The organism is Mycobacterium sp. E183 (assembly GCF_001667735.1).
Lineage (GTDB): Bacteria > Actinomycetota > Actinomycetes > Mycobacteriales > Mycobacteriaceae > Mycobacterium.
In genome coordinates this window covers 1-19197 of sequence record NZ_LZJN01000039.1, presented here as the reverse complement: position 1 = coordinate 19197, position 19197 = coordinate 1, and the positions used below count along the sequence as shown (strand labels likewise).

Annotated in this window: 18 protein-coding genes; 8 read left to right on the top strand and 10 right to left on the bottom strand. The window is 71.0% G+C overall.

Going from position 1 to position 19197, the window contains the following annotated elements; genetic code table 11:
- Positions 1–72: 72 nt before the first annotated feature.
- Positions 73–984, bottom strand: a complete 912-nt coding sequence (locus tag A5691_RS03935; RefSeq protein WP_068018149.1) for a TIGR01777 family oxidoreductase — start codon at positions 982–984, stop codon at positions 73–75.
- A 15-nt stretch (positions 985–999) separates the two neighbouring features.
- The gene (sucB, locus tag A5691_RS03930) at positions 1000–2811 is read right to left on the bottom strand and encodes a 2-oxoglutarate dehydrogenase, E2 component, dihydrolipoamide succinyltransferase (RefSeq protein WP_067758013.1); all 1812 of its coding nucleotides are present in this window, start codon (positions 2809–2811) and stop codon (positions 1000–1002) included.
- A 188-nt stretch (positions 2812–2999) separates the two neighbouring features.
- On the opposite strand from sucB, the gene A5691_RS03925 reads away from it, so the two are divergent.
- Positions 3000–4775: an SDR family oxidoreductase gene (locus A5691_RS03925; RefSeq protein WP_068018151.1), complete on the top strand. Its 1776-nt coding sequence runs from the start codon at positions 3000–3002 to the stop codon at positions 4773–4775.
- 9 nt (positions 4776–4784) lie between these two features.
- Here A5691_RS03925 and A5691_RS03920 read toward each other — a convergent pair whose 3' ends face one another.
- Positions 4785–5129 carry an aminopeptidase gene (locus A5691_RS03920; RefSeq protein ID WP_067749711.1) on the bottom strand — a complete coding sequence of 115 codons (345 nt, stop codon included), beginning with the start codon at positions 5127–5129 and terminating at the stop codon, positions 4785–4787.
- 134 nt (positions 5130–5263) lie between these two features.
- Here A5691_RS03920 and A5691_RS03915 point away from each other — a divergent pair, with 134 nt between their 5' ends.
- Complete coding sequence (locus tag A5691_RS03915; RefSeq protein ID WP_067749735.1) at positions 5264–5713, top strand: SRPBCC domain-containing protein; 450 nt, start codon at positions 5264–5266, stop codon at positions 5711–5713.
- Positions 5710–7311, top strand: coding sequence for an NAD(P)/FAD-dependent oxidoreductase (locus A5691_RS03910; protein WP_068018153.1), 1602 nt, complete (start codon positions 5710–5712; stop codon positions 7309–7311). Before A5691_RS03915 ends, A5691_RS03910 begins: the two co-directional genes overlap by 4 nt.
- An 88-nt stretch (positions 7312–7399) precedes the next feature.
- Here the strand turns inward: A5691_RS03910 and A5691_RS03905 are convergent, their stop codons facing one another.
- Together A5691_RS03905 and A5691_RS03900 are read right to left on the bottom strand one after the other, a co-directional pair.
- Positions 7400–8953, bottom strand: a complete 1554-nt coding sequence (locus A5691_RS03905; RefSeq protein WP_067782296.1) for a leucyl aminopeptidase — start codon at positions 8951–8953, stop codon at positions 7400–7402.
- 5 nt (positions 8954–8958) lie between these two features.
- On the bottom strand, positions 8959–10083 hold the full coding sequence (locus A5691_RS03900) for an adenylate/guanylate cyclase domain-containing protein (protein WP_067749718.1): 1125 nt from the start codon (positions 10081–10083) through the stop codon (positions 8959–8961).
- Positions 10084–10124: 41 nt separating this feature from the next.
- Here A5691_RS03900 and gcvT point away from each other — a divergent pair, with 41 nt between their 5' ends.
- Both gcvT and A5691_RS03890 read left to right on the top strand, forming a co-directional pair.
- A complete protein-coding gene (gene gcvT / locus A5691_RS03895; protein ID WP_068266429.1) occupies positions 10125–11222 on the top strand; it encodes a glycine cleavage system aminomethyltransferase GcvT in 1098 nt (365 codons plus the stop codon).
- A 52-nt stretch (positions 11223–11274) separates the two neighbouring features.
- Complete coding sequence (locus A5691_RS03890) at positions 11275–12381, top strand: branched-chain amino acid aminotransferase (RefSeq protein WP_067749722.1); 1107 nt, start codon at positions 11275–11277, stop codon at positions 12379–12381.
- 95 nt (positions 12382–12476) lie between these two features.
- Here A5691_RS03890 and A5691_RS03885 read toward each other — a convergent pair whose 3' ends face one another.
- From A5691_RS03885 to A5691_RS03870, 4 genes are read right to left on the bottom strand one after another with little or no spacing between them, the layout of a single operon-like run.
- Entirely contained in the window at positions 12477–13235 is a 759-nt protein-coding gene (locus tag A5691_RS03885; protein ID WP_068018158.1) for an adenosylcobinamide-GDP ribazoletransferase, read from the bottom strand.
- Positions 13232–14287 carry a nicotinate-nucleotide--dimethylbenzimidazole phosphoribosyltransferase gene (gene cobT / locus A5691_RS03880; protein WP_156675690.1) on the bottom strand — a complete coding sequence of 352 codons (1056 nt, stop codon included), beginning with the start codon at positions 14285–14287 and terminating at the stop codon, positions 13232–13234. Before cobT ends, A5691_RS03885 begins: the two co-directional genes overlap by 4 nt.
- On the bottom strand, positions 14284–14820 hold the full coding sequence (locus A5691_RS03875) for a bifunctional adenosylcobinamide kinase/adenosylcobinamide-phosphate guanylyltransferase (protein WP_067749727.1): 537 nt from the start codon (positions 14818–14820) through the stop codon (positions 14284–14286). Before A5691_RS03875 ends, cobT begins: the two co-directional genes overlap by 4 nt.
- Before the next feature lie 15 nt (positions 14821–14835).
- Positions 14836–15519, bottom strand: coding sequence for a DUF3043 domain-containing protein (locus A5691_RS03870; RefSeq protein ID WP_067749729.1), 684 nt, complete (start codon positions 15517–15519; stop codon positions 14836–14838).
- Between the two features lie 191 nt (positions 15520–15710).
- On the opposite strand from A5691_RS03870, the gene A5691_RS03865 reads away from it, so the two are divergent.
- Both A5691_RS03865 and A5691_RS03860 read left to right on the top strand, forming a co-directional pair.
- On the top strand, positions 15711–16787 hold the full coding sequence (locus tag A5691_RS03865; RefSeq protein WP_067749737.1) for a glycerate kinase: 1077 nt from the start codon (positions 15711–15713) through the stop codon (positions 16785–16787).
- Between the two features lie 63 nt (positions 16788–16850).
- Positions 16851–17207, top strand: coding sequence for an iron-sulfur cluster assembly accessory protein (locus tag A5691_RS03860; protein WP_067281389.1), 357 nt, complete (start codon positions 16851–16853; stop codon positions 17205–17207).
- Positions 17208–17222: 15 nt separating this feature from the next.
- Here A5691_RS03860 and A5691_RS03855 read toward each other — a convergent pair whose 3' ends face one another.
- Positions 17223–17867: a hypothetical protein gene (locus A5691_RS03855; RefSeq protein ID WP_068018163.1), complete on the bottom strand. Its 645-nt coding sequence runs from the start codon at positions 17865–17867 to the stop codon at positions 17223–17225.
- Positions 17868–18063: 196 nt separating this feature from the next.
- Here A5691_RS03855 and A5691_RS03850 point away from each other — a divergent pair, with 196 nt between their 5' ends.
- Positions 18064–19038, top strand: a complete 975-nt coding sequence (locus A5691_RS03850; protein ID WP_067749733.1) for a carbohydrate kinase family protein — start codon at positions 18064–18066, stop codon at positions 19036–19038.
- Positions 19039–19197: the final 159 nt, after the last annotated feature.

The following is a 19197-nucleotide window of genomic DNA, read 5'->3' as shown; positions in this document are numbered from 1 at the left end:
CGCGCTTGCGATCGCCGCTAGCCCGATGGCGGCGACCCGCTTCGCCCGGCTGCGCCGCGCTTGCGATCGCCGCTAGTCGTGGTCGCGCTGGGCGGTGGCGTAGCCGAGCGCCTCGCCGATGGTGTTGTGGTGGAACTCGAAACCCGCCCGCTCAAGCGCGGAGGGGATCGCGCGCTGGCCGATGAGCACGCCCTCGTCGGCGAACTCGCCGAGCGCGGCCCGCACCGCGAAGCCCGGCACCATCAGCGGGGTCGGGCGGTTGACCGCGCGGCCGAAGGCGGTGGTGAATTCGGCGTTGGTGACCGGCGCGGGCCCGGTCATGTTCACCGGGCCGGACAGCGCGGTGTTGGAGATCGCGAACAGCAGCGCCCGCACCTCGTCCTCCAGGGTGATCCACGACATGTATTGACGGCCGCTGCCCAGCCGCGCCCCCAGGCCCGTCCGGAACAACGGCCGCAACCGCCCCAGCGCGCCACCCGCCGGGGAGAACACCAGCCCGGTGCGGGCCAGCACCACCCGGGCGCCACCGTATTGGGCCGGCAGCGTCGCGGCCTCCCAGTCCTCGCACAGCTGGGCCAGGAAACCCTTTCCCGCCCGGTCGTTTTCGTCGACCACGCGGTCCTTGGTGTCCCCGTAGTAGCCCACCGCGCTGGCGTTGACCAGGGTCGCCACCCCGGCGTCGGCGACGGCATGCGCCAGCACTTCGGTGGGGGCGATGCGGCTGTCCCGCAGGCCCTGCTTGAAGGCGCCCGACCAGCGGCGCTGGCCGACGTTGACGCCGCACAGGTTGACGACGGCGTCGACGTCGCTGATCGCGTCGACGTCGAATTCGCCGCTCTCGGGGTTCCAGTGCAGCTCGTCGGAGTTCGACGGTGCCCGGCGCACGATGCGCAGCACCCGGTGGTCGGCCGCACGCAGGGCGGCGGTCAAGGCGGATCCGATCAGGCCGGATGAACCCGCGATCGCAATGACGGGTTTGGCCACGGTTCGCCAGTCCTCCTAGAGACCCAAGTCGGCCTCGAACGCTCCCTCTTCGAGCCGGTGCTTGATCGTGGTGAGGAAGCGTCCGGCGTCAGCGCCGTCGATGAGCCGATGGTCGTAGGTCAGTGGGAGATAGCAGATGGAGCGGACGCCGATGGACTCGTTGCCGAATTCGTCGACGATCACCCGGGGCCGCTTCACGATCGCCCCGGTGCCCAGCATGGCGGCCTGCGGCGGCACCAGGATGGGGGTGTCGAACAAGGCGCCCTGGCTGCCGATGTTGGTGATGGTGAAGGTGCCGCCGGACAGTTCGTCGGGCTTGAGGTCGCCCGACCGGGCGCGCGCGGCGATGTCGGCGATGGCCCGCGCCAGCCCGGCCAGCGACAGGTCGCCGGCGTTGTGGATGACGGGGGAGAGCAGCCCCTGATCGGTGTCGACGGCGAAGCCGAGATGCTCGGCGTCGTAGTAGGTGATCTCCTTGGTCTGCTCGTTGTAGCTGGCGTTGATGTTGGGGTGGATCTTCAGCGCATCGATCACCGCCCTGGCGATGAACGGCAGGAAGGTCAGGTTGACCCCCTCGCGCTCGGCGAACGCGGACTTCGCCCTGGCCCGCAATCCGACGATCCGGGTCATGTCGACCTCGTGCGTCTGGGTGAGCTGGGCGGTGGCCTGCAGGGATTCCCGGGTCTTGTTCGCCGTGAGTTGGCGGATCCGGCTCGCCTTCTGCGTGGTGCCGCGCAGGTGCGCCAACGCCGGCGCCGGGGTGGGCGCGGCCGCCGGGGCGGGCTTGCCGTCGGCGGCGGGTGCCTGGGCCTGGGCCGCGGCGGGCGCCTGGGCCGGGGCGGGCGCCTTCTGGGCCTGCTGCTTCTTCTCCGCGGCGGCGAGCACGTCCTGCTTGCGGATGCGGCCACCGACTCCGGTGCCGGTGATCTCGGTCAGGTCGACGCCGTTCTCGGTGGCCAGCTTGCGCACCAGCGGGGTCACATACGGCGCACCGTCCGGGCCCGAGCCGCTGGGCTCGGCGGCCGGCTGCGCTTGCGCCGGTTGGGCTTTCGGCGCGGGCGCCGGCTGGGACACCGGCTGAGGTTCGGGCTTCGGCTCGGCCTTGGGTGCTTCGGCCTTGGGTGCTTCGGGCGCCGGCTCGGGCTTGGGTTCCGGTTTGGGAGCCGGCGGGGGAGTGGGGGCGGACGCGGCCTCGGAGCCGGTGCCGATCCGCGCCAGCTCGCCGCCGACCGGCACGGTGGCGTCCTCCTCGGCGGTGATGCTGACCAGCACGCCGGCCACCGGTGAGGGGATCTCGGTGTCGACCTTGTCGGTCGACACCTCGACCAGCGCCTCGTCGACGCCGACCGAGTCGCCGACTTTCTTCAGCCAGCGGGTGACCGTGCCCTCGGTCACCGATTCGCCCAGCTCGGGCATCAGCACCGGGGTCGCGTCGCCGCCACCCGAACTCTGCGGCGCGCGTTCGGGTTCGGGCTGGGCGGGGGCGGCCTTCTCCGGCTCGGGCTCGGGCTGGGCCGGTGGGGCGGATTCGGCCTGCGGCTCGGGCTGGCTGGGCGCCTGCGGGGCCGCCTGCGAACCGCCGCCGTCGGACGAGTCGCCGATGACGGCCAGCTCGCCGCCCACCTCGACCGTGTCGTCCTCCTGGGCGACGATCTTGGTCAGGACACCCGCGGCGGGCGACGGAATTTCGGTGTCGACCTTGTCGGTGGACACCTCGACGAGGGGTTCGTCGAGTTCGACCGTGTCGCCTTCCTGCTTGAGCCAGCGGGTGACCGTCCCCTCGGTGACGCTCTCACCGAGTGCGGGCATCTGGACGGAGAAGGCCATCGTCTTTGACTCCTCGATCGCTCGTGGGTCGGGGTGGGTCGAACACATCGCTAGCCGCTGAAAAGTAGCTATCCAAAACTATCCTGTCACTGCGTCCGCGCCGGCACACATCCAGGGCGGACGTTCCCGGGACTTCCCGAACCCCCTTGCTACGGTGTGGCCACTGCAGTTGAGCGGGGAGGTCAAAGATGCCGGCAACACAACGGCTACCGCAGCATTTCGTCGACAGCGCCGACGGCGCGCGAATCGCTGTCTACGAAGAGGGGAATCCCGACGGCCCCACGGTCGTGCTGGTGCACGGCTTTCCCGACTCCCACGTGCTGTGGGACGGGGTCGTCCCTCTGCTGGCCGACCGGTTCCGCATCCTGCGATACGACAACCGCGGCGTCGGCCTGTCTTCGGCGCCCAAACCGGTGTCGGCCTACACGATGGAGCGGTTCGCCGACGACTTCGCCGCCGTCACCGGCGAGCTCAGCCCCGGCCAGGCCGTGCATGTGCTGGCCCACGACTGGGGCTCGGTTGGAATCTGGGAATACCTGAAGCGGCCCGGTGCCGGTGACCGGCTGGCCACCTTCACGTCGGTGTCCGGCCCCAGCCAGGAGCAGTTGGTCGACTACATCTTCAGCGGCCTGCGGCAACCGTGGCGCCCGCGCCGGTTTGTGCGATCGGTCAGCCAGGCGCTGCGATTGAGCTACATGCTGTTCTTCTCGATCCCGGTGCTCGCGCCCCTGTTCCTGCGGCTGACGATGTCGATTCCCGCGCTGCGGCGCAACGCCGTGGACAACATCCCGGTCGAGCAGATCCACCACTCGCCGCAGCTGGCGCGCGACGCCGCCCGTTCGGTGAAGACCTATCCCGCCAACTACTTTCGCTCGTTCTCCGGCCGCGGGCAGGGCATCCATGTCGTCGATGTGCCGGTGCAGCTGATCGTCAACACCAGGGACAAGTACGTGCGGCCCTATGGCTACGACCACACGCCGCGGTTCGTGCCGAGGCTGTGGCGGCGCGACATCAGGGCCGGCCACTTCTCGCCGATGTCCCACCCGCAGGTGATGGCCGCCGCGGTGCACGAGTTCGCCGATTGGGCCGAGGGCAAGCCGGCGAGCCGCGCGTTGCTGCGCGCCCAGGTCGGGCGCCCCCGCGGGTCCTTCGGCGACACCCTGGTGTCGGTCACCGGCGCCGGCAGCGGAATCGGACGCGAGACGGCGTTCGCCTTCGCGCGGGAGGGCGCCGAACTGGTCATCAGCGACATCGACGAAGCGGCCGTCAAGGCCACGGAAGCCGAGATCGCCACCCGCGGCGGCGTCGCCCACGCCTACGTGCTCGACGTGTCCGACGCCGATGCTGTGGAGGCGTTCGCCGAGCGGGTCAGCGCCGAGCACGGGGTCCCCGACATCGTCGTCAACAACGCCGGCATCGGACACGCGGGCGGATTCCTCGACACCCCGGCCGAGCAATTCGACCGGGTGCTCGACGTCAACCTGGGCGGCGTGGTCAACGGGTGCCGATCTTTCGCGCGGCGGCTGGTGGAGCGCGGCACCGGCGGCTACATCGTCAACGTCTCGTCGATGGCCGCCTACGCCCCGCTGCAGTCGCTGAACGCCTACTGCACGTCGAAGGCGGCGACCTACATGTTCTCCGACTGCCTGCGCGCCGAGCTCGACGCCGCCGACGTCGGGCTGACGACGATCTGCCCGGGGGTCATCGACACCAACATCATCAACACCACCCGCTTCGACGCGCCCGCCGGAAAGGGCGAACAGGTCGACGGTCGGCGGGGCCAGCTCGGCAAGATGTTCGCCCTGCGGCACTACGGACCCGAGAAGGTCGCAAACGCGATCCTGTCGTCGGTCCAGAAGAAGAAGCCGATCCGCCCGGTCGCGCCGGAAGCCTATGCGCTGTATGGTCTTTCGCGCCTAGCGCCGCAAGGGCTGCGGAACGCGGCGCGCCTGCGCGTGATCTGACCCGGGGGCTCAGGTTCCCGCTCGCGCCGCGCCCTGGCGGCCCGTCAACAGCGCGCCGCCGATCGCGAGCAGCCCGACGACCGCCAGCGGGATCGACCACGTGCGCCGACTGCCCACCGACGACTGGCACTGCGCCACATAGTCGGTGTGCGGGACGACCTGATTGAGGATCGGGATGTTCGCCACGCTGTTGTTGTTGGCGCTTCTGGCCGCGGACAGGTCCGTGGCGACCGCGTTTCCGCACCCGATCGAATGGCCGTTGCCGTCGGAAATCGACACCGGCGCCAACAGCCCGATCACGCCGGCCAGCAGCAGCACGGCGCCCACGGCCAGGATCAACCGTCGCACTGTCACGATCTCGCCTTCCTTCGTACAGGTTTTCGACCCCGGGAGATTAGCCGCTGGACAGGGCCGGTAAACCCCGCATCCGCCGGATTCAGCGGCCCGTTGGTGGGTATTCCGCCGCGGTGACCGAGAGGGGGAACCAGGTGCTGATTGCGACGCGGGACGTGGCCGCGCCTTGCGAGCGGGTGTGGGAAGTGCTGGCCCAAGGGTGGACCTACACCCAGTGGGTGGTGGGCAACAGCCGCATGCGGGCCGTCGATCCGAATTGGCCGGAGCCCGGGTCCTCGATCAGGCACTCGATCGGGATTTGGCCGTTGGTGATCAACGACGCGACCGTGGTGGAGGAGAGCGAGCCGCCGCACAAGCTGGTGCTGTGCGCCCGCCTGGGGCCGCTGGGCGCCGCGCGGATCACGATGCTGCTGCACGAGACACCGCAGGGCTGCCGGGTGGAGATGATCGAGGTGCCCGTCGAAGGCCCGATGGGGGCCGTCCCCGATTCGGTCGCGTTGGCCGCGGCCTATCCGCGCAACAAGGAGTGCCTCTGGCGGCTGGGGGCCCTGGCGGAGCGCAAGGTGCCCAGCCAGGTGCAATGAGCGTGCGGGACACCGCCGACGCCGTCGTCATCGGGGCGGGACACCACGGCCTGGTCGCCGCCTCGATGCTCGCCGACGCGGGCTGGGACGTGTTGGTGCTGGAAGCCCAGCCCGAACCCGGCGGCGCGGTTCGCAGCGCCGAGCTCACGCCGGGATACATCACCGACCTGTTCAGCTCGTACTACCCGATGACGGTGGCCTCGCCGGCGATCGCCGCCCTGGGCCTGGAGGATCACGGCCTGCGCTGGTCGCACGCCCCGGTGGTGCTGGCGCATCCGCGCAGCGCGGCGGACGACGACCCGCCCAAGGTCTATCACGACCCGGCGCGCACCGCGGCGGAATTCGCCCGCCGGGTGCCCGCCGACGGCGAAAACTGGTGGCGCCTGGTTCATTTGTGGGAGCGGATCAAGGCGCCGCTGCTGGACGCCATGTTGGCGCCCTTCCCGCCCGTGCGCCCCCTGCTGCGGCTGCTGACCGGGCTCGGCACGTCGGACGCGCTCCGGGTGGCGCGCCTGCTGGTGCAGCCCGCCAACACCATGGCGAGTGAGCTGTTCGCCGGCGAAGCGCCGCGAGTGTTGTTGCTGGGCAACGCAATGCACGCCGACGTCCCGCCGGACGCGCCGATCAGCGGCGCCATGGGATTCCTGATGACGATGCTGGCCCAAGACTGCGGCTGGCCGGTGCCGGTCGGGGGCTCGGGGCAGTTGACGGCCGCCCTGGTCAACCGTGCCCGCTCCGCGGGCGCGCGAATCGAGTGCAACCAGAACGTGTCCCGCATCCAGGTGCGGGATGGCCGCGCGGTCGGGGTGATTACGGCCGAGGGGCGCACGGTCGCGGCGCGGCGGGCTATCGTCGCCGACGTGACGGCCCCGCGATTGTTCTGCGACATGCTGCCGCCGGATGCGTTGCCGCCCAAGCTGTTACGCGACCTCGAGCACTTCATCTGGGACCCACCGGTGGTGAAGGTCAACTACGCCGTGGGAGCGCCCGTTCCGTGGCGGGCGAAGAACCTGCAAGGCGTGGGCACCGTCCATCTGGGCGCCGACGGTGACGGGCTGGTCCGCTGGATGGCCGACCTGAACACCCGGGTGGTGCCCGAGCATCCCTTCATGTTGCTGGGCCAGACCACAACGGCCGATCCGACCAGGTCCCCGAACGGCACCGAAAGTGTCTGGGCCTACACGCATCTGCCGCGCAACGTGGCCGACGACGCGTCGGCCGATCGGCTCGCCGAGGCGGTGGACCGGGTGATCGAGGAACACGCGCCGGGTTTCGGTTCGGCGGTCGTGGACCGGTGCGTTCAGCGCCCTTCAGACCTGGAGGCCAGCGACGCCAACCTGCACATGGGTGCGCTCAACGGTGGCACGGCGCAACTGCAGCAGATGCTGATCTTTCGCCCGGCGCCCGGCATGGGCCGGGCCGAAACCCCGGTGCGGGGGCTGTATCTGGGCAGTGCGTCGGCCACCCCGGGCGGGTCGGTGCACGGCGCCTGCGGGCGCAACGCAGCCAACGCCGCGCTGGCGGCGGATGGCGCGACCGGCTGGCCGCGCCGGACGGTGCAGCGAGCCGTGTTCTCGGTGATGACGGGTAAGCGCTAGCCGTCGAACGTCACACTGGCGTGACGTTCGAGCGCCAGTGTCACCCTGGCGTGACGTTCGACGCGTCAGCTGAGGCGCTAGCCGTTTGCTAGCCCTTTTCGGCGATGTCCTCGAGCACCGCGAACATGGTGCGGGTCGGCACGCCGGTGCCGCCCTTGGGCGTGTATCCCCACGGGCCGCTGGTGTTGTACGCCGGGCCGGCCACATCGATGTGCGCCCAGCCGACGCCGTCGGCGACGAATTCGCGCAGGAACACCCCGGCCACCAGCATGCCGGCGAAGCGCTGGCCGCTGATGTTGGACAGGTCGGCCACCGTGGACTTCAGGTCGTCTTTGAGTTCGTCGGGCAGCGGCATCGGCCAGGCGTTCTCGCCCACCCGCTGCGAGATGGCGGCGACCCGGTCGCGGAACTCGTCGCTGCCCATCACCCCGGGGATCCGGGCGCCCAACGCCACCGTCTGGGCGCCGGTCAGCGTGGAGGTCTCGATCAGGTAGTCGGGGTTGTCCTCACACGCCCGCACGATGGCGTCGGCCAGGATGAGCCGGCCCTCGGCGTCGGTGTTCTGCACCTCGACGGTGATGCCGCCGTACTGCGTCAGCACGTCACCGGGCCGCTGCGCCGTGCCCGACGGCATGTTCTCGGCCATCGGCACGGTGGCGATCACGTCGATCGGCAACCGCAGCTGCGCGGCCAGCGCCACCGTGGCGATGACCGCGGCCGCGCCGCCCATGTCCGAGGTCATGTAGTGCATCGACGCCGCCGGCTTGATCGAGATGCCGCCGGTGTCGAACGTGATGCCCTTGCCGACGAGCGCGACCTTCTTCGCCTGCTTCGGCTTCTTGGCCAGCTTCGAGCCCCGGTGGGTCAGCCGCACCAGCCGCGGCGGCCGCGACGAACCCTGGCCGACGCCGATCACCCCGCCGTAGCCCGCCTTCTGCAGCGCCTTATCGTCGAGCACCTCCACCTCGAGGCCGACCGACTCACCCAAAGCCCTTGCGCGTCGGGCGAATTCGGCGGGAAAGAGGTGGCTCGGGGGTGTGTTGACGAAGTCGCGGGCGGTGGCGACCGCGGTCGCCACGGCGGCGCCGTGCGCGCTGGCCGCTTTGGCGTCCTTCGAGGCGGACAGCACGGTGATCTTGCGCAGCCCGTTGTCTTTCGGCGCGGTCTTTCCGCTGCGGAAGTCGGTGAACCGGTAGCTGCCCAGGATCAGGCCCTCGACGGCCGCCGAGCAGACGTCGGCGCTGAAGTCGCCGGGCAGCGTCACGAACACCGCCTCGGCGGTGCCCAGCGACCGCGCCGCCACGCCGGCCGCGCGCCGGACGGTGTCGGCGGGCCACTCGGGTCGCGGCTTGCCCAGGCCGATCGTCAGCACGCTGGACACCGGCAGCGACGGCACGACCAGGCGGTGGACCTGCTCGCTGCCGCCGGTGGCGTCCAGTGCGCGCAGCCCGGACTCGATTTCGGTGACCGCCTCGGCCGGCAGCAGCGATTCGCCCGGGGCCACCGTCGCCCCCGGTCTGTCCTCGTCGCCGGTCGAGACGACGGGCACGATCAACACCGAAGAGCCCGCCCCGCGTTTCGGCAGCGATGTGGCGACGTTGACGGAGGGGCTGTCGTAGCTCAAATCGGCGGTCACGGGCATTCACCCTAATCGCCGGAGGCCGAGCCGAGACCGGCGGCGTCCCGACCGTGCAGCTCGAAGGCGATCGTGGGGGTGTCAAAACCTTTGAGCTCGAAGGGACCCCGCGGCGTCGCCGGCCAGTCCGGCAGGCGTTCGTGCAGCGCCGAATCGGCCAGGATCTGGCACGGGGCCGCGGCCCCGACCAGACGCGCCGCGAGGTTGACGGGGCTGCCGAAGTAGTCCCCGTTGATCGCCAGGACGGAGCCGAAGGCCAGGCCGGCGCGCACCTGCAGGCCCTCCTCGCGCGCCCGCGGATGGTTGACCAGGTCCACCGCCGCCTTGGCGAGGCGTTCGGGCGACGCGCTCACCCACATCACCTCGTCGCCGATGAACTTCACCACCCGGCCGCCGTCGCGATGCACCACGTCCGCGACGGTGCCGGCGAACTCGTTGAGCAACGCCGAAAGCTGCGCGGGGGTGAGCGCGCGGGTGAGCACGGTGAAACCGGACAGGTCCGCGAAACCGATGCCGCACACCACGCTTGCCGAGGTGTCGCGCAGGACGCCCTCGAAGTGGGTTCGGGCGCCGGTCAGATGATGCCGGTGGACGACGTCGATCAGCGCCGAAATCCGGGGGACGAACTCCGCCACCGCGCGGTACGCCTGCGCCGTGGCGAGTTCGTCGTTGGTGTAGGTCATCTGGATGTCCGGCGTCCCGGCCCGGATGGCCGTGGACTCGGCCTCCGCGAGCCGGGCCATCGCCGCGCCGAGCACCCGCAGCAATCCGAACGCGCCGTCCTCACCCACCACCGTCTTCAGGCCGACCCAGGTCGCCAGCGCGTCGACGTCGGCCTGGCTCAGCACCGGAACGTCGGGGCCGGCCACGGTGAGGCCGAGCAAACCCCACGCGTGGGTGACCTCCTCGGCCGTCAGGCCGAGTTGTTCGGCCGCTGTCGCGATCGTGTGGACCGGGCGCCCCGACCATTGCAGCACGTCACCGGCGAGGCCGAACAGCCGCCCACGCTGTTCGGCTTCCACCATCTCGTCGACGGTGAAGCCGAGTTCGTCCAGGTACTTGATCAGGTCGGCCCGCTCGCGCGCGTTCGCGATCCCGGCGGCCTCCAGCGCCGCGAAGTCCGGGGAATCGACCACCCACCCAAGTGTGCCAGCACCCGCGATTAGGGTGAACCGTCGTGACCGATGACCTACAGCATGGCCCGTTGGAAGACCGCCACCGCGCGTTGGGGGCCAGTTTCGCCGAGTTCAGCGGCTGGCTCATGCCCGTGTCGTATGCCGGCACCGTCAGCGAGCACAACGCCACCCGCAACGCGGTCGGTCTGTTCGACGTCAGCCACCTCGGCAAGGCGTTGATCCGCGGGCCGGGCGCCGCCGAATTCGTCAACTCGACGCTCACCAACGACTTGCGCCGCATCGGCCCGGGCAAGGCCCAATACACCTTGTGCTGCAACGAATCCGGCGGTGTCATCGACGACTTGATCGCCTACTACGTCGGCGACGACGAGATCTTCCTGGTGCCAAACGCCGCCAACACCGCCGCGGTGGTCGAGGCGCTGCAGGCGGCGGCCCCGACAGGTCTGACGATCACCAACGAGCACCGCTCGTACGCGGTGCTGGCGGTGCAAGGCCCGCGCGCGGCGGACGTGCTCGGCGGGCTGGGGCTGCCGACCGACATGGACTACATGGGCTACGCCGACGCCTCCTACGAGGGGGTGCCGGTGCGGGTGTGCCGGACCGGATACACCGGGGAGCACGGCTACGAGCTGCTGCCGCCCTGGGAATCCGCGGCGGTGGTGTTCGACGCGCTGCCCGCGGCGGTCGGCGCCGCCGGCGGCGAGCCCGCCGGCCTGGGCGCCCGCGACACGCTGCGCACCGAGATGGGCTATCCGCTGCACGGGCACGAACTGGCGCTGGACATTTCGCCGCTGCAGGCCCGATGCGGCTGGGCGATCGGATGGAAGAAGGACGCGTTCTTCGGCCGGGACGCGCTGCTGGCCGAGAAGGCGGCCGGGCCGCGACGGCTGCTGCGCGGATTGCGGATGGTCGGCCGCGGTGTGCTGCGGCCCGGTCTGACGGTGCTCGCCGGCGAGGCGCCGGTCGGGGTCACCACCTCGGGAACCTTCTCCCCGACGCTGCAAATCGGCATCGCGCTGGCGCTCATCGACGCCGGCGCCGAGGTCGAGGACGGCCAGCGGGTCACCGTCGACATTCGCGGGCGCGCCGCGGAGTGCGAAGTCGTGCGGCCGCCCTTCGTCGAAGCGAAGACCCGTTAGTGCCGCCGCTTCAGATGAAAAGCCCGGTCGCAGGCGGATATACAATCGCCCCATGACCAGCGGCTCCCTCGAGTTCACGGTTTCGCGTTCGGCCAACCCCGCGACCGACGCCGAACGTGGATCCATCCTGGCCGAGCCCGGTTTCGGCAAGCACTTCACCGACCACATGGTGTCGATCGACTACGACGACGAGCGGGGCTGGCACGACGCGCGGGTCATCCCGTACGGCCCGATCGAACTCGACCCCTCGGCGATCGTGCTGCACTACGCGCAGGAGATCTTCGAAGGGCTCAAGGCGTACCGCTGGGCGGACGACTCGATCGTGTCGTTCCGCGCCGAGGCCAACGCCGCGCGGTTGCGGTCGTCGGCGCGGCGCCTCGCGATGCCCGAACTGCCCGACGAACTGTTCATGGGCTCGCTGTGCCAGCTCATTGCCGTCGACAAGCCCTGGGTCCCCGCGGCCGGCGGCGAAGATGCCTTGTATCTGCGCCCATTCATGATCGCCACCGAGCCCGGATTGGGCGTGCGGCCATCCAAGCGGTATCGGTACCTGCTGATCGCGTCACCGGCCGGCGCCTACTTCAAGGGCGGCATCAACCCCGTCACCGTCTGGGTGTCGACGGATTACGTGCGAGCCAGCCCGGGCGGCACCGGCGCGGCCAAGTTCGGCGGCAACTACGCCGCCTCGCTGCTGGCGCAGGCCGAGGCCGCCGCCCACCAGTGCGACCAGGTGGTGTGGCTGGACGCCGTCGAACGGCGCTTCGTCGAGGAGATGGGCGGCATGAACATCTTCTTCGTGTTCGGCAGCGGCGGGTCGGCGCGGTTGGTCACCCCGGAGCTGTCCGGTTCGCTGTTGCCGGGGATCACCCGGGATTCGTTGCTGCAGTTGGCAATTGACGCCGGTTTCTCGGTCGAGGAACGCAAGATCGACATCGACGAATGGCAGAAGAAGGCCGCCGCCGGCGAGATCACCGAGGTGTTCGCGTGCGGTACCGCCGCCGTCATCACCCCGGTCTCGAAGGTGAAGTACGGCGACACCGACTTCACCGTCGCCGACGGCCAGCCGGGCGAGGTGACGATGGCGCTGCGCGACACGCTGACCGGGATCCAGCGCGGGACGTTCGCCGACACCCACGGCTGGATGGCGCGGCTGGGCTAGGCCCTCGCCGGGTCGTCGGCCGTGGAGTTGGTTTCACGTTCGGCCGCGAGGGTGAAGATAACTTCACACTCGCCGGCGAGCCGGGCGCTCGCCCGCTAGAACCGCACCAGCCCGGCGAGCGCCACGGCGCTCACCGTCGTGGTCAGCTCGATCGCCGCGCCCAGCACGTCGCCGGTGATGCCGCCGAATCGGCGCACGCAATGCCGCACCAGCACCGCGCCGCAGACCAGGCCCGCCAGCACCGCCACCGGCCCCTGCCACGCCCGCGGTCCGGCCGCCAGCGCGGCGACCAGCAGCGCGGCGACCCAGCCGGCCGCGACGGCCACCGGCTGGCTGCCCGCGACCCGCGCGCCCAGCGCGCTGCCCGCGGCCGCCGGCACCGACCGTCGGCTGGCCACCACCGCGGCCACCCGGCCGGCGGCGACCGCCACGGCGATGCCGGTGAGCCCCGGCCTGCCCGCCGCCCCGAGCGCCGCGAACGCCAGCCCCTGCAGCGTGACCGTCAAGGCGACGGCCGCCGCGCCGAAAGGGCCGGTCGACCCGTCGCGCATCACCGCCAGGGCGCGCTCGGGCGGCCCGTAACAGCCCAACCCGTCGGCGGTGTCGGCGACACCATCGATGTGCAGGCCGCGGGTCGCCAACAGCAGCGCCGCGACCGCGAGCAGGCCCGAGAGCGCAGAGGACGGCCCGAACGCGTGAGCCCCGCCCCACGTCACCGCGGCGGCGAGCGCACCAAGGCCCGCGCCCACCACGGGCAGCGCCGTCATGGCGCCGCGGCCCATCGCGGCATCGCGCGAACGGGGGACGGGCAGGACCGTGCCGAACGCGAAAGCCGTTGCCAGCGAACGCATCACGGCGGGGGAGCGGCCCGATCGGACACGCCGGCCTGGGTGAATGTGGCCATCGACGACAGCGTCGCCGCCGCGGCGCGCAGCACCGGCAGCGCCAGTGCCGCGCCGCTGCCCTCTCCCAACCGCATCCGCAGGTCCAGGATCGGCTCGAGGCCGAGCTCGGTCAGCGCCAGCGCATGACCGGGCTCGGTGGACCGATGGCCCGCCTGCCACCACAGCCGGGCGTTGGGCGCCAGCCGCTCGGCCACCAGGGCGGCGGCCGTCACCGCCATCCCGTCGAGCAGCAGCGGGGTGCGCCGCACCGCGGCCTGCGCGCAGAAGCCCGCCATCGCGGCAAGGTCGGCGCCGCCCCCGCAGCGCAGCAACGCCACCGGGTCGGGCAGCACGCGCGACGTCCGGAACAGGGCGTCGCGCACCGCGGCCGTCTTGCGCGCCCAGCCGGCGTCGTCGATCCCGGTGCCGAAGCCCACCACCGCGACCGGCTCCGCGTTCGTCAGCGCCGCCACCAATACCGCGGCCGGGGTGGTGTTCCCGATGCCCATGTCCCCGGCGATCAGCAGGTCGGCCCCGGCGTCGACCTCCTCGTCGGCGATGGCCCGGCCCGCGGCGATCGCGGCGAGGGTCTCGGCTTCGGACAACGCGTCCTCGACGGCGATGTCGCCGCTGCCGCGCCGCACCTTGTGGGCGCCGATCCGGTCCGCCGGTGCGTCACCGTCAACCGCCAGGTCCGCGACGCGCACGGTCGCGCCGGCGAGGTCGGCCAGCACATTGATGGCCGCGCCGCCGGCCTCGAAGTTGGCGACCATCTGCGCGGTCACCTCCGGCGGGTAGGCCGACACCCCGGACCGCGCCACACCGTGGTCACCCGCGAACACCACCACCCGGGCGCGTTCGAATTGCCTTGGCGGGCAATGCCCTTGGCACGACGCGATCCACACCGACAGGTCTTCGAGGCGTCCCAGCGCCCCCCGCGGCTTGGTCAGTTCGTCCTGGCGGGCGCGGGCGGCGGCGGCGACGCCCGCGTCGGGCGGCGACACCGGGGCGAACTCCATCACGTCACCGACGGCTTGATCGGTACCGCCTGCCCGGCGACCACCAGCACCACCCGGTCGCAGAGCTCGGCGACGCGCTGGTTGAGGCTGCCCAATTCGTCGGCGAACCGGCGCCCGGACGCGGTGGGCGGCACGACGGTCAGCCCGACCTCGGGGCTGACCAGCACCAGCGTGGAGTTGAAGGCGCCGACGGCGGCGAGCATGGCTTCGATGGGCGCCGCGACCGACCCGCCGTCCCACCCGTGGTGGCGGTCCAGCGTGCCGGTGAGCCAGGAGCCCAGGTCGTCGACGAGGGTCGGGGTGTCCGGCGCCGCGCGCAATTGGCCTGCGATGTCGCCGGTTTCGACCGTCGACCAATGGCCGGGCCGGCGGCCGCGGTGCTCGGCGACGCGGTCCGCCCAGCCCGCATCGTCGTCGCCGGCCGGGCCGGGGGCCAGATAACAAACCGGACGGCCCGCCGGCAGCGTCGCGGCGATGGCGTCCTCGGCCCACCGGGATTTGCCCGATCGGATCCCGCCGAGCACCAGCGTGCGCACCGCGCTCAGGCGGGCCTACTTGACATCGGCGCCGCGCTTGACTTGGGGCCGCGGGGTCCGCAGCCGTCGCATCTGCGAGGCCCGGCTGGCGGCGTACAGGCCCAGCTTCCAACGGCTTTCGGTGTTGTCCGGGAACTTCGCGTCCACCAGCTTGCTCACCCTGCGGCCCAGCAGCAGCCCGTCGACCAGCATCACCGCCATCAGCAGCAGCATCGCCGGGGAGACGTAGAGCTGCAGCTGCGGGGTGGTGAACAGGGCGAACATCAAGAACAGCGTCGCCGGCATGAACAGGCCCAGCAGGTTGCGCCGGGCGTCCACCACGTCGCGCACGTAGCGCCGGACCGGGCCCTTGTCGCGCGGCAGCAGGTATGCCTCGTCGCCGGCCATCATGCGCTCCCGGCGATCGGTCATCTTGGCGCGGTTGGCGGCCCGGTCGGCCCTGCGCTCTTCGCGGCTGAGCTTGGGACCGGCCATCGATTTGCGGCGGGCCCGCGCCTCGGACGCGGTCATCGGTGCGGGCGCGACCGGACCCTTCCGCGCGGTGCGGCGCGCCTCGTTGCGCTTCGGCGTGGGCCGGCCCTTGGGGCTCGTCCCACGCCCGCCACGCGACGTCGTCTCGGGGGCGCCGCCGGCATCGAGCGCGGCAGCGCCCTCGTCAAGGTCCTCGTCCTGGCCCTTCTTACGGCCCATCAACTTCACAGAGGCCAGGTTACTTCGCGAATGAGCCGCCCCGGAATTGGCTTGGAATGCCTTGCTATTAGACCTGCGTCAGCGCCTCGGTTGGCCCTACTCTTACCAGTGATGAACGGCTGCCTGTGATGGACGACGGCACCATGGCCTCGGATGATGCTGCTTTGGGCCTCGCTCCCGGCCGTCTGCAGCTGCCGGCCATGCTCGTCCTGGTCGCCCCCGATTGTTACGGCGACAGCATGACGGCCGTGGAGGCTGCCGCGGCCATCGCGACGGGGTGGACCCGATGCCGGCCGGGCGATCGGTTCATCGTCGCTCCGCAGTCCGACGGCGGCCCCGGATTCGTCGAGGTGCTCGCCAGCCGGCTGGGCAAGGCCCGGCGGCTGCGGGTGTCCGGTCCGCTGTCCACCATGGTCGAGGCCGCGTGGGTGTTCGACCCCGCCACGACGACCGCCTACCTGGAATGCGCGCAGGCGTGCGGCCTGGCCCTACTGGGCGGTCCGCCCACCCCGGAGACGGCGATGGCGGCCCACAGCAGGGGAGTGGGGCAGCTGATCGCCGAGGCGCTGCGGGCCGGGGCGACGCGCATCGTGGTCGGGCTGGGCGGCAGCGCCTGCACCGACGGCGGGCAGGGCATGATCGCCGAACTCGGCGGCCTGGACTCCGCCCGTCGCCAGCTGGCCAACGTGGAGCTCATCGCCGCCTCCGACACCGAATACCCGCTGCTCGGGCCCTGGGGTGCGGCCAGGGTCTTCGGCCCGCAGAAGGGCGCGGACACGGTCACCGTCGCCGCGTTGGAGGTCCGCCTGCAGGCGTGGGCGCTGATCCTGGAAGCCGTCGCCGGCCGCGACGTGAGCTCCGAACCGGGCGCGGCCGCGGCCGGCGGCATCGGCGCCGGGCTGCTGGCGCTGGGCGGCCGGTGCGAATCGGGCGCGGCGATCATCGCCCATCACACCCGCCTGGCCGACGACCTGGACATGGCGGAGCTGATCGTCACCGGGGAGGGCCGGTTCGACGAGCAGTCGCTGCACGGCAAGGTGGTGGGTTATCTCGCCGACGCCGCCCGGCCGCGGGGAGTGCCGGTGATCGTGCTGGCCGGCCAGGTGGGACTGGACAACGCCACGGTCCGGTCGGCGGGCATCATGGCCGCCCTTTCCATCGCCGAGCACGCCGGCTCGGTGCGGCTGGCGCAGGCCGACGCGGCCAATCAGCTCATGGGTCTGGCATCCGTCGTGGCCTCGCGACTCGGGAATAGCGGTCCTGCAAGGTACCGTTGAGCTAGTGGACTTTCTCGGGCCCAGCCTGAAGACCCAGCCAACGAGAGGCATGTAGGAGAAGCAATGACGGTGCAAAACGAGTCGAACGCCAAGACGCACGGCGTGATCCTGACCGAGGCCGCCGCCACCAAGGCAAAGTCCCTGCTCGACCAGGAGGGGCGGGATGACCTGGCGTTGCGGATCGCGGTCCAGCCTGGCGGGTGCGCAGGCCTGCGCTACAACCTCTTCTTCGACGACCGGACGCTCGACGGCGACCTGACCGCGGACTTCGGCGGCGTGACGTTGACGGTCGACCGGATGAGCGCGCCGTACGTGGAGGGCGCGTCCATCGACTTCGTCGACACCATCGAGAAGCAGGGCTTCACGATCGACAACCCCAACGCCACCGGGTCCTGCGCCTGCGGCGACTCGTTCAACTGACCGGGTAACGCCCGCTCAGTACGAGCCGCCGGTGCGCAGCACGTACGAGCACACCATGATCTGGCCCCGCTGGAACAGCAGCTGGGCGATGCCCTGCAGTTCACCGCGCATCGGGCCCCCCGCCGCGGGCGACGCCTTCATCGTGAACAGCGCCTGGGCCTGGTACTGCGACAGGTAGACGATCTTGTCGATCGAGGTCACCTCGACCTCGGAGAACTGCTTGCGGAACGCGTCGCTGCTCAACTTGGCCAGCGCCTGGTCGGACCGTTTGTCGCGGACGCCGTCGTACATACCGCACAGCGCGTTGCGTTCGATTTCCTCGATGTCGCGGTGATCCAAGGCGTCCAGATACCCCTGGATCGCCGTCTTGGCGGCGCCCTCGGAGAACGTGGCGCCGGTGTTGGCCCCGTTGGTGCGCACGCCGTAGACGATCGCCACGGTCAGGGCCGCCACCAGGGCCACGGCCAACAGCAGGCCGATGATCAGCCGCCGCTTGGACCGCCGCTGCGGGTAGGGCATCGGCGGCGGTGCCTGCCCGGCATAATTGGCGGGGGCCGCGCCACCGGCGCGGGGGTCGTCGGGAAACTCGAGCGGCTGAGACTCCGCTGGCTCGGGTCCGCTGCCGCCGACGGTGTGGTTCGGCGAGTGCGGACCTGCCATCGTGGTCTCCTACGGTGGTAGACGGGACGTATCGACGGGCTGGGTGCGGTATACCCCGACCGAGCATCGTGTCCCGGCGACTTGAGCGAGTTCCCTAGGGAGGCTAGCGCACCGCTTCGCGCCGACGGTGGACACAGCAACGGTCCAGGCGCGTGCGTAAGCTAGATAACCTTACTAACGAAGGGCGGAGACATTCGTGACGATCGCGGTGACAGGTTCGATTGCGACCGACAATTTGATGCGGTTCCCCGGCAAGTTTTCCGAACACCTGCTGGCTGAGCATCTGCAGAAGGTATCGCTCAGTTTTCTGGTCGACGACCTGGTGATCCACCGCGGCGGCGTGGCGGGCAACATCGCCTACGCCATCGGCGTGCTCGGCGGTGACGTGGCGCTGGTCGGCGCGGCCGGCGACGACTTCGACGACTACCGGCACTGGCTGCAGTCGCACAACGTCAACTGCGACAACGTGCTCATCTCGAAGACGGCGCACACCGCGCGCTTCACCTGCACCACCGACGAGGACATGGCCCAGATCGCGTCGTTCTACCCCGGCGCGATGTCGGAGGCCCGCAACATCAAGCTCGCCGACGTAGTGTCGTCCATCGGCGAGCCGGACCTGGTGATCATCGGGGCGAACGACCCCGACGCGATGGTGGTGCACACCGAGGAGTGCCGCAAGCTGGGCCTGGCCTTCGCCGCCGACCCGTCCCAGCAGCTGCCCCGCCTGTCCGGTGACGAGATCGACAAGCTCGTCGACGGGGCCGCCTACCTGTTCACCAACGACTACGAGTGGGAGCTGCTGCTCAACAAGACCGGCTGGTCGGAAGCCGACGTGCAGGGCAAGGTCGGGCTGCGGGTGACCACGCTGGGACCCAAGGGCGTCGACATCGTCGAGCCCGACGGCACGACGACCCACGTCGACGTGGTGCCCGAGACCAGCCAGACCGACCCCACCGGCGTCGGCGACGCGTTCCGCGCGGGCTTCCTCACCGGACGCAGCGCCGGCCTGAGCCTGGAACGCTCCGCGCAGCTGGGTTCGCTGGTCGCCGTGCTGGTGCTGGAATCCACCGGAACGCAGAACTGGGACTGGAACCGCGAGACCGCGGTGAGCCGGTTGGCGGGCGCCTACGGCGACGACGCGGCCAACGAGATCGCCGCGGTGCTGGCCTGAACCTGGCCGCCTGGATCGAGTGTGCGCTCTTGGCTTCGCGCGTGCGCTGAGGGCGCGAAATTCGAGAAATCTCCGCCCAGGACGCACGCTCGAAGCCCTCATCGCACGCTCTTCGTAAAGCCGACGGCCTCAGAGCTGGAGGGGATGCGGCGGCGGCAG

What these genes read in the sequence shown, in the direction of transcription:
- A5691_RS03925 (WP_068018151.1), top strand. Translation starts at nt 3,000, where the DNA reads ATGCCGGCAACACAACGGCTACCGCAGCATTTCGTCGACAGCGCCGAC.
- A5691_RS03905 (WP_067782296.1), bottom strand. Translation starts at nt 8,953, where the DNA reads ATGCCCGTGACCGCCGATTTGAGCTACGACAGCCCCTCCGTCAACGTC.
- A5691_RS03890 (WP_067749722.1), top strand. Translation starts at nt 11,275, where the DNA reads ATGACCAGCGGCTCCCTCGAGTTCACGGTTTCGCGTTCGGCCAACCCC.
- sucB (WP_067758013.1), bottom strand. Translation starts at nt 2,811, where the DNA reads ATGGCCTTCTCCGTCCAGATGCCCGCACTCGGTGAGAGCGTCACCGAG.
- A5691_RS03860 (WP_067281389.1), top strand. Translation starts at nt 16,851, where the DNA reads ATGACGGTGCAAAACGAGTCGAACGCCAAGACGCACGGCGTGATCCTG.
- A5691_RS03910 (WP_068018153.1), top strand. Translation starts at nt 5,710, where the DNA reads ATGAGCGTGCGGGACACCGCCGACGCCGTCGTCATCGGGGCGGGACAC.
- A5691_RS03865 (WP_067749737.1), top strand. Translation starts at nt 15,711, where the DNA reads ATGCTCGTCCTGGTCGCCCCCGATTGTTACGGCGACAGCATGACGGCC.
- A5691_RS03855 (WP_068018163.1), bottom strand. Translation starts at nt 17,867, where the DNA reads ATGGCAGGTCCGCACTCGCCGAACCACACCGTCGGCGGCAGCGGACCC.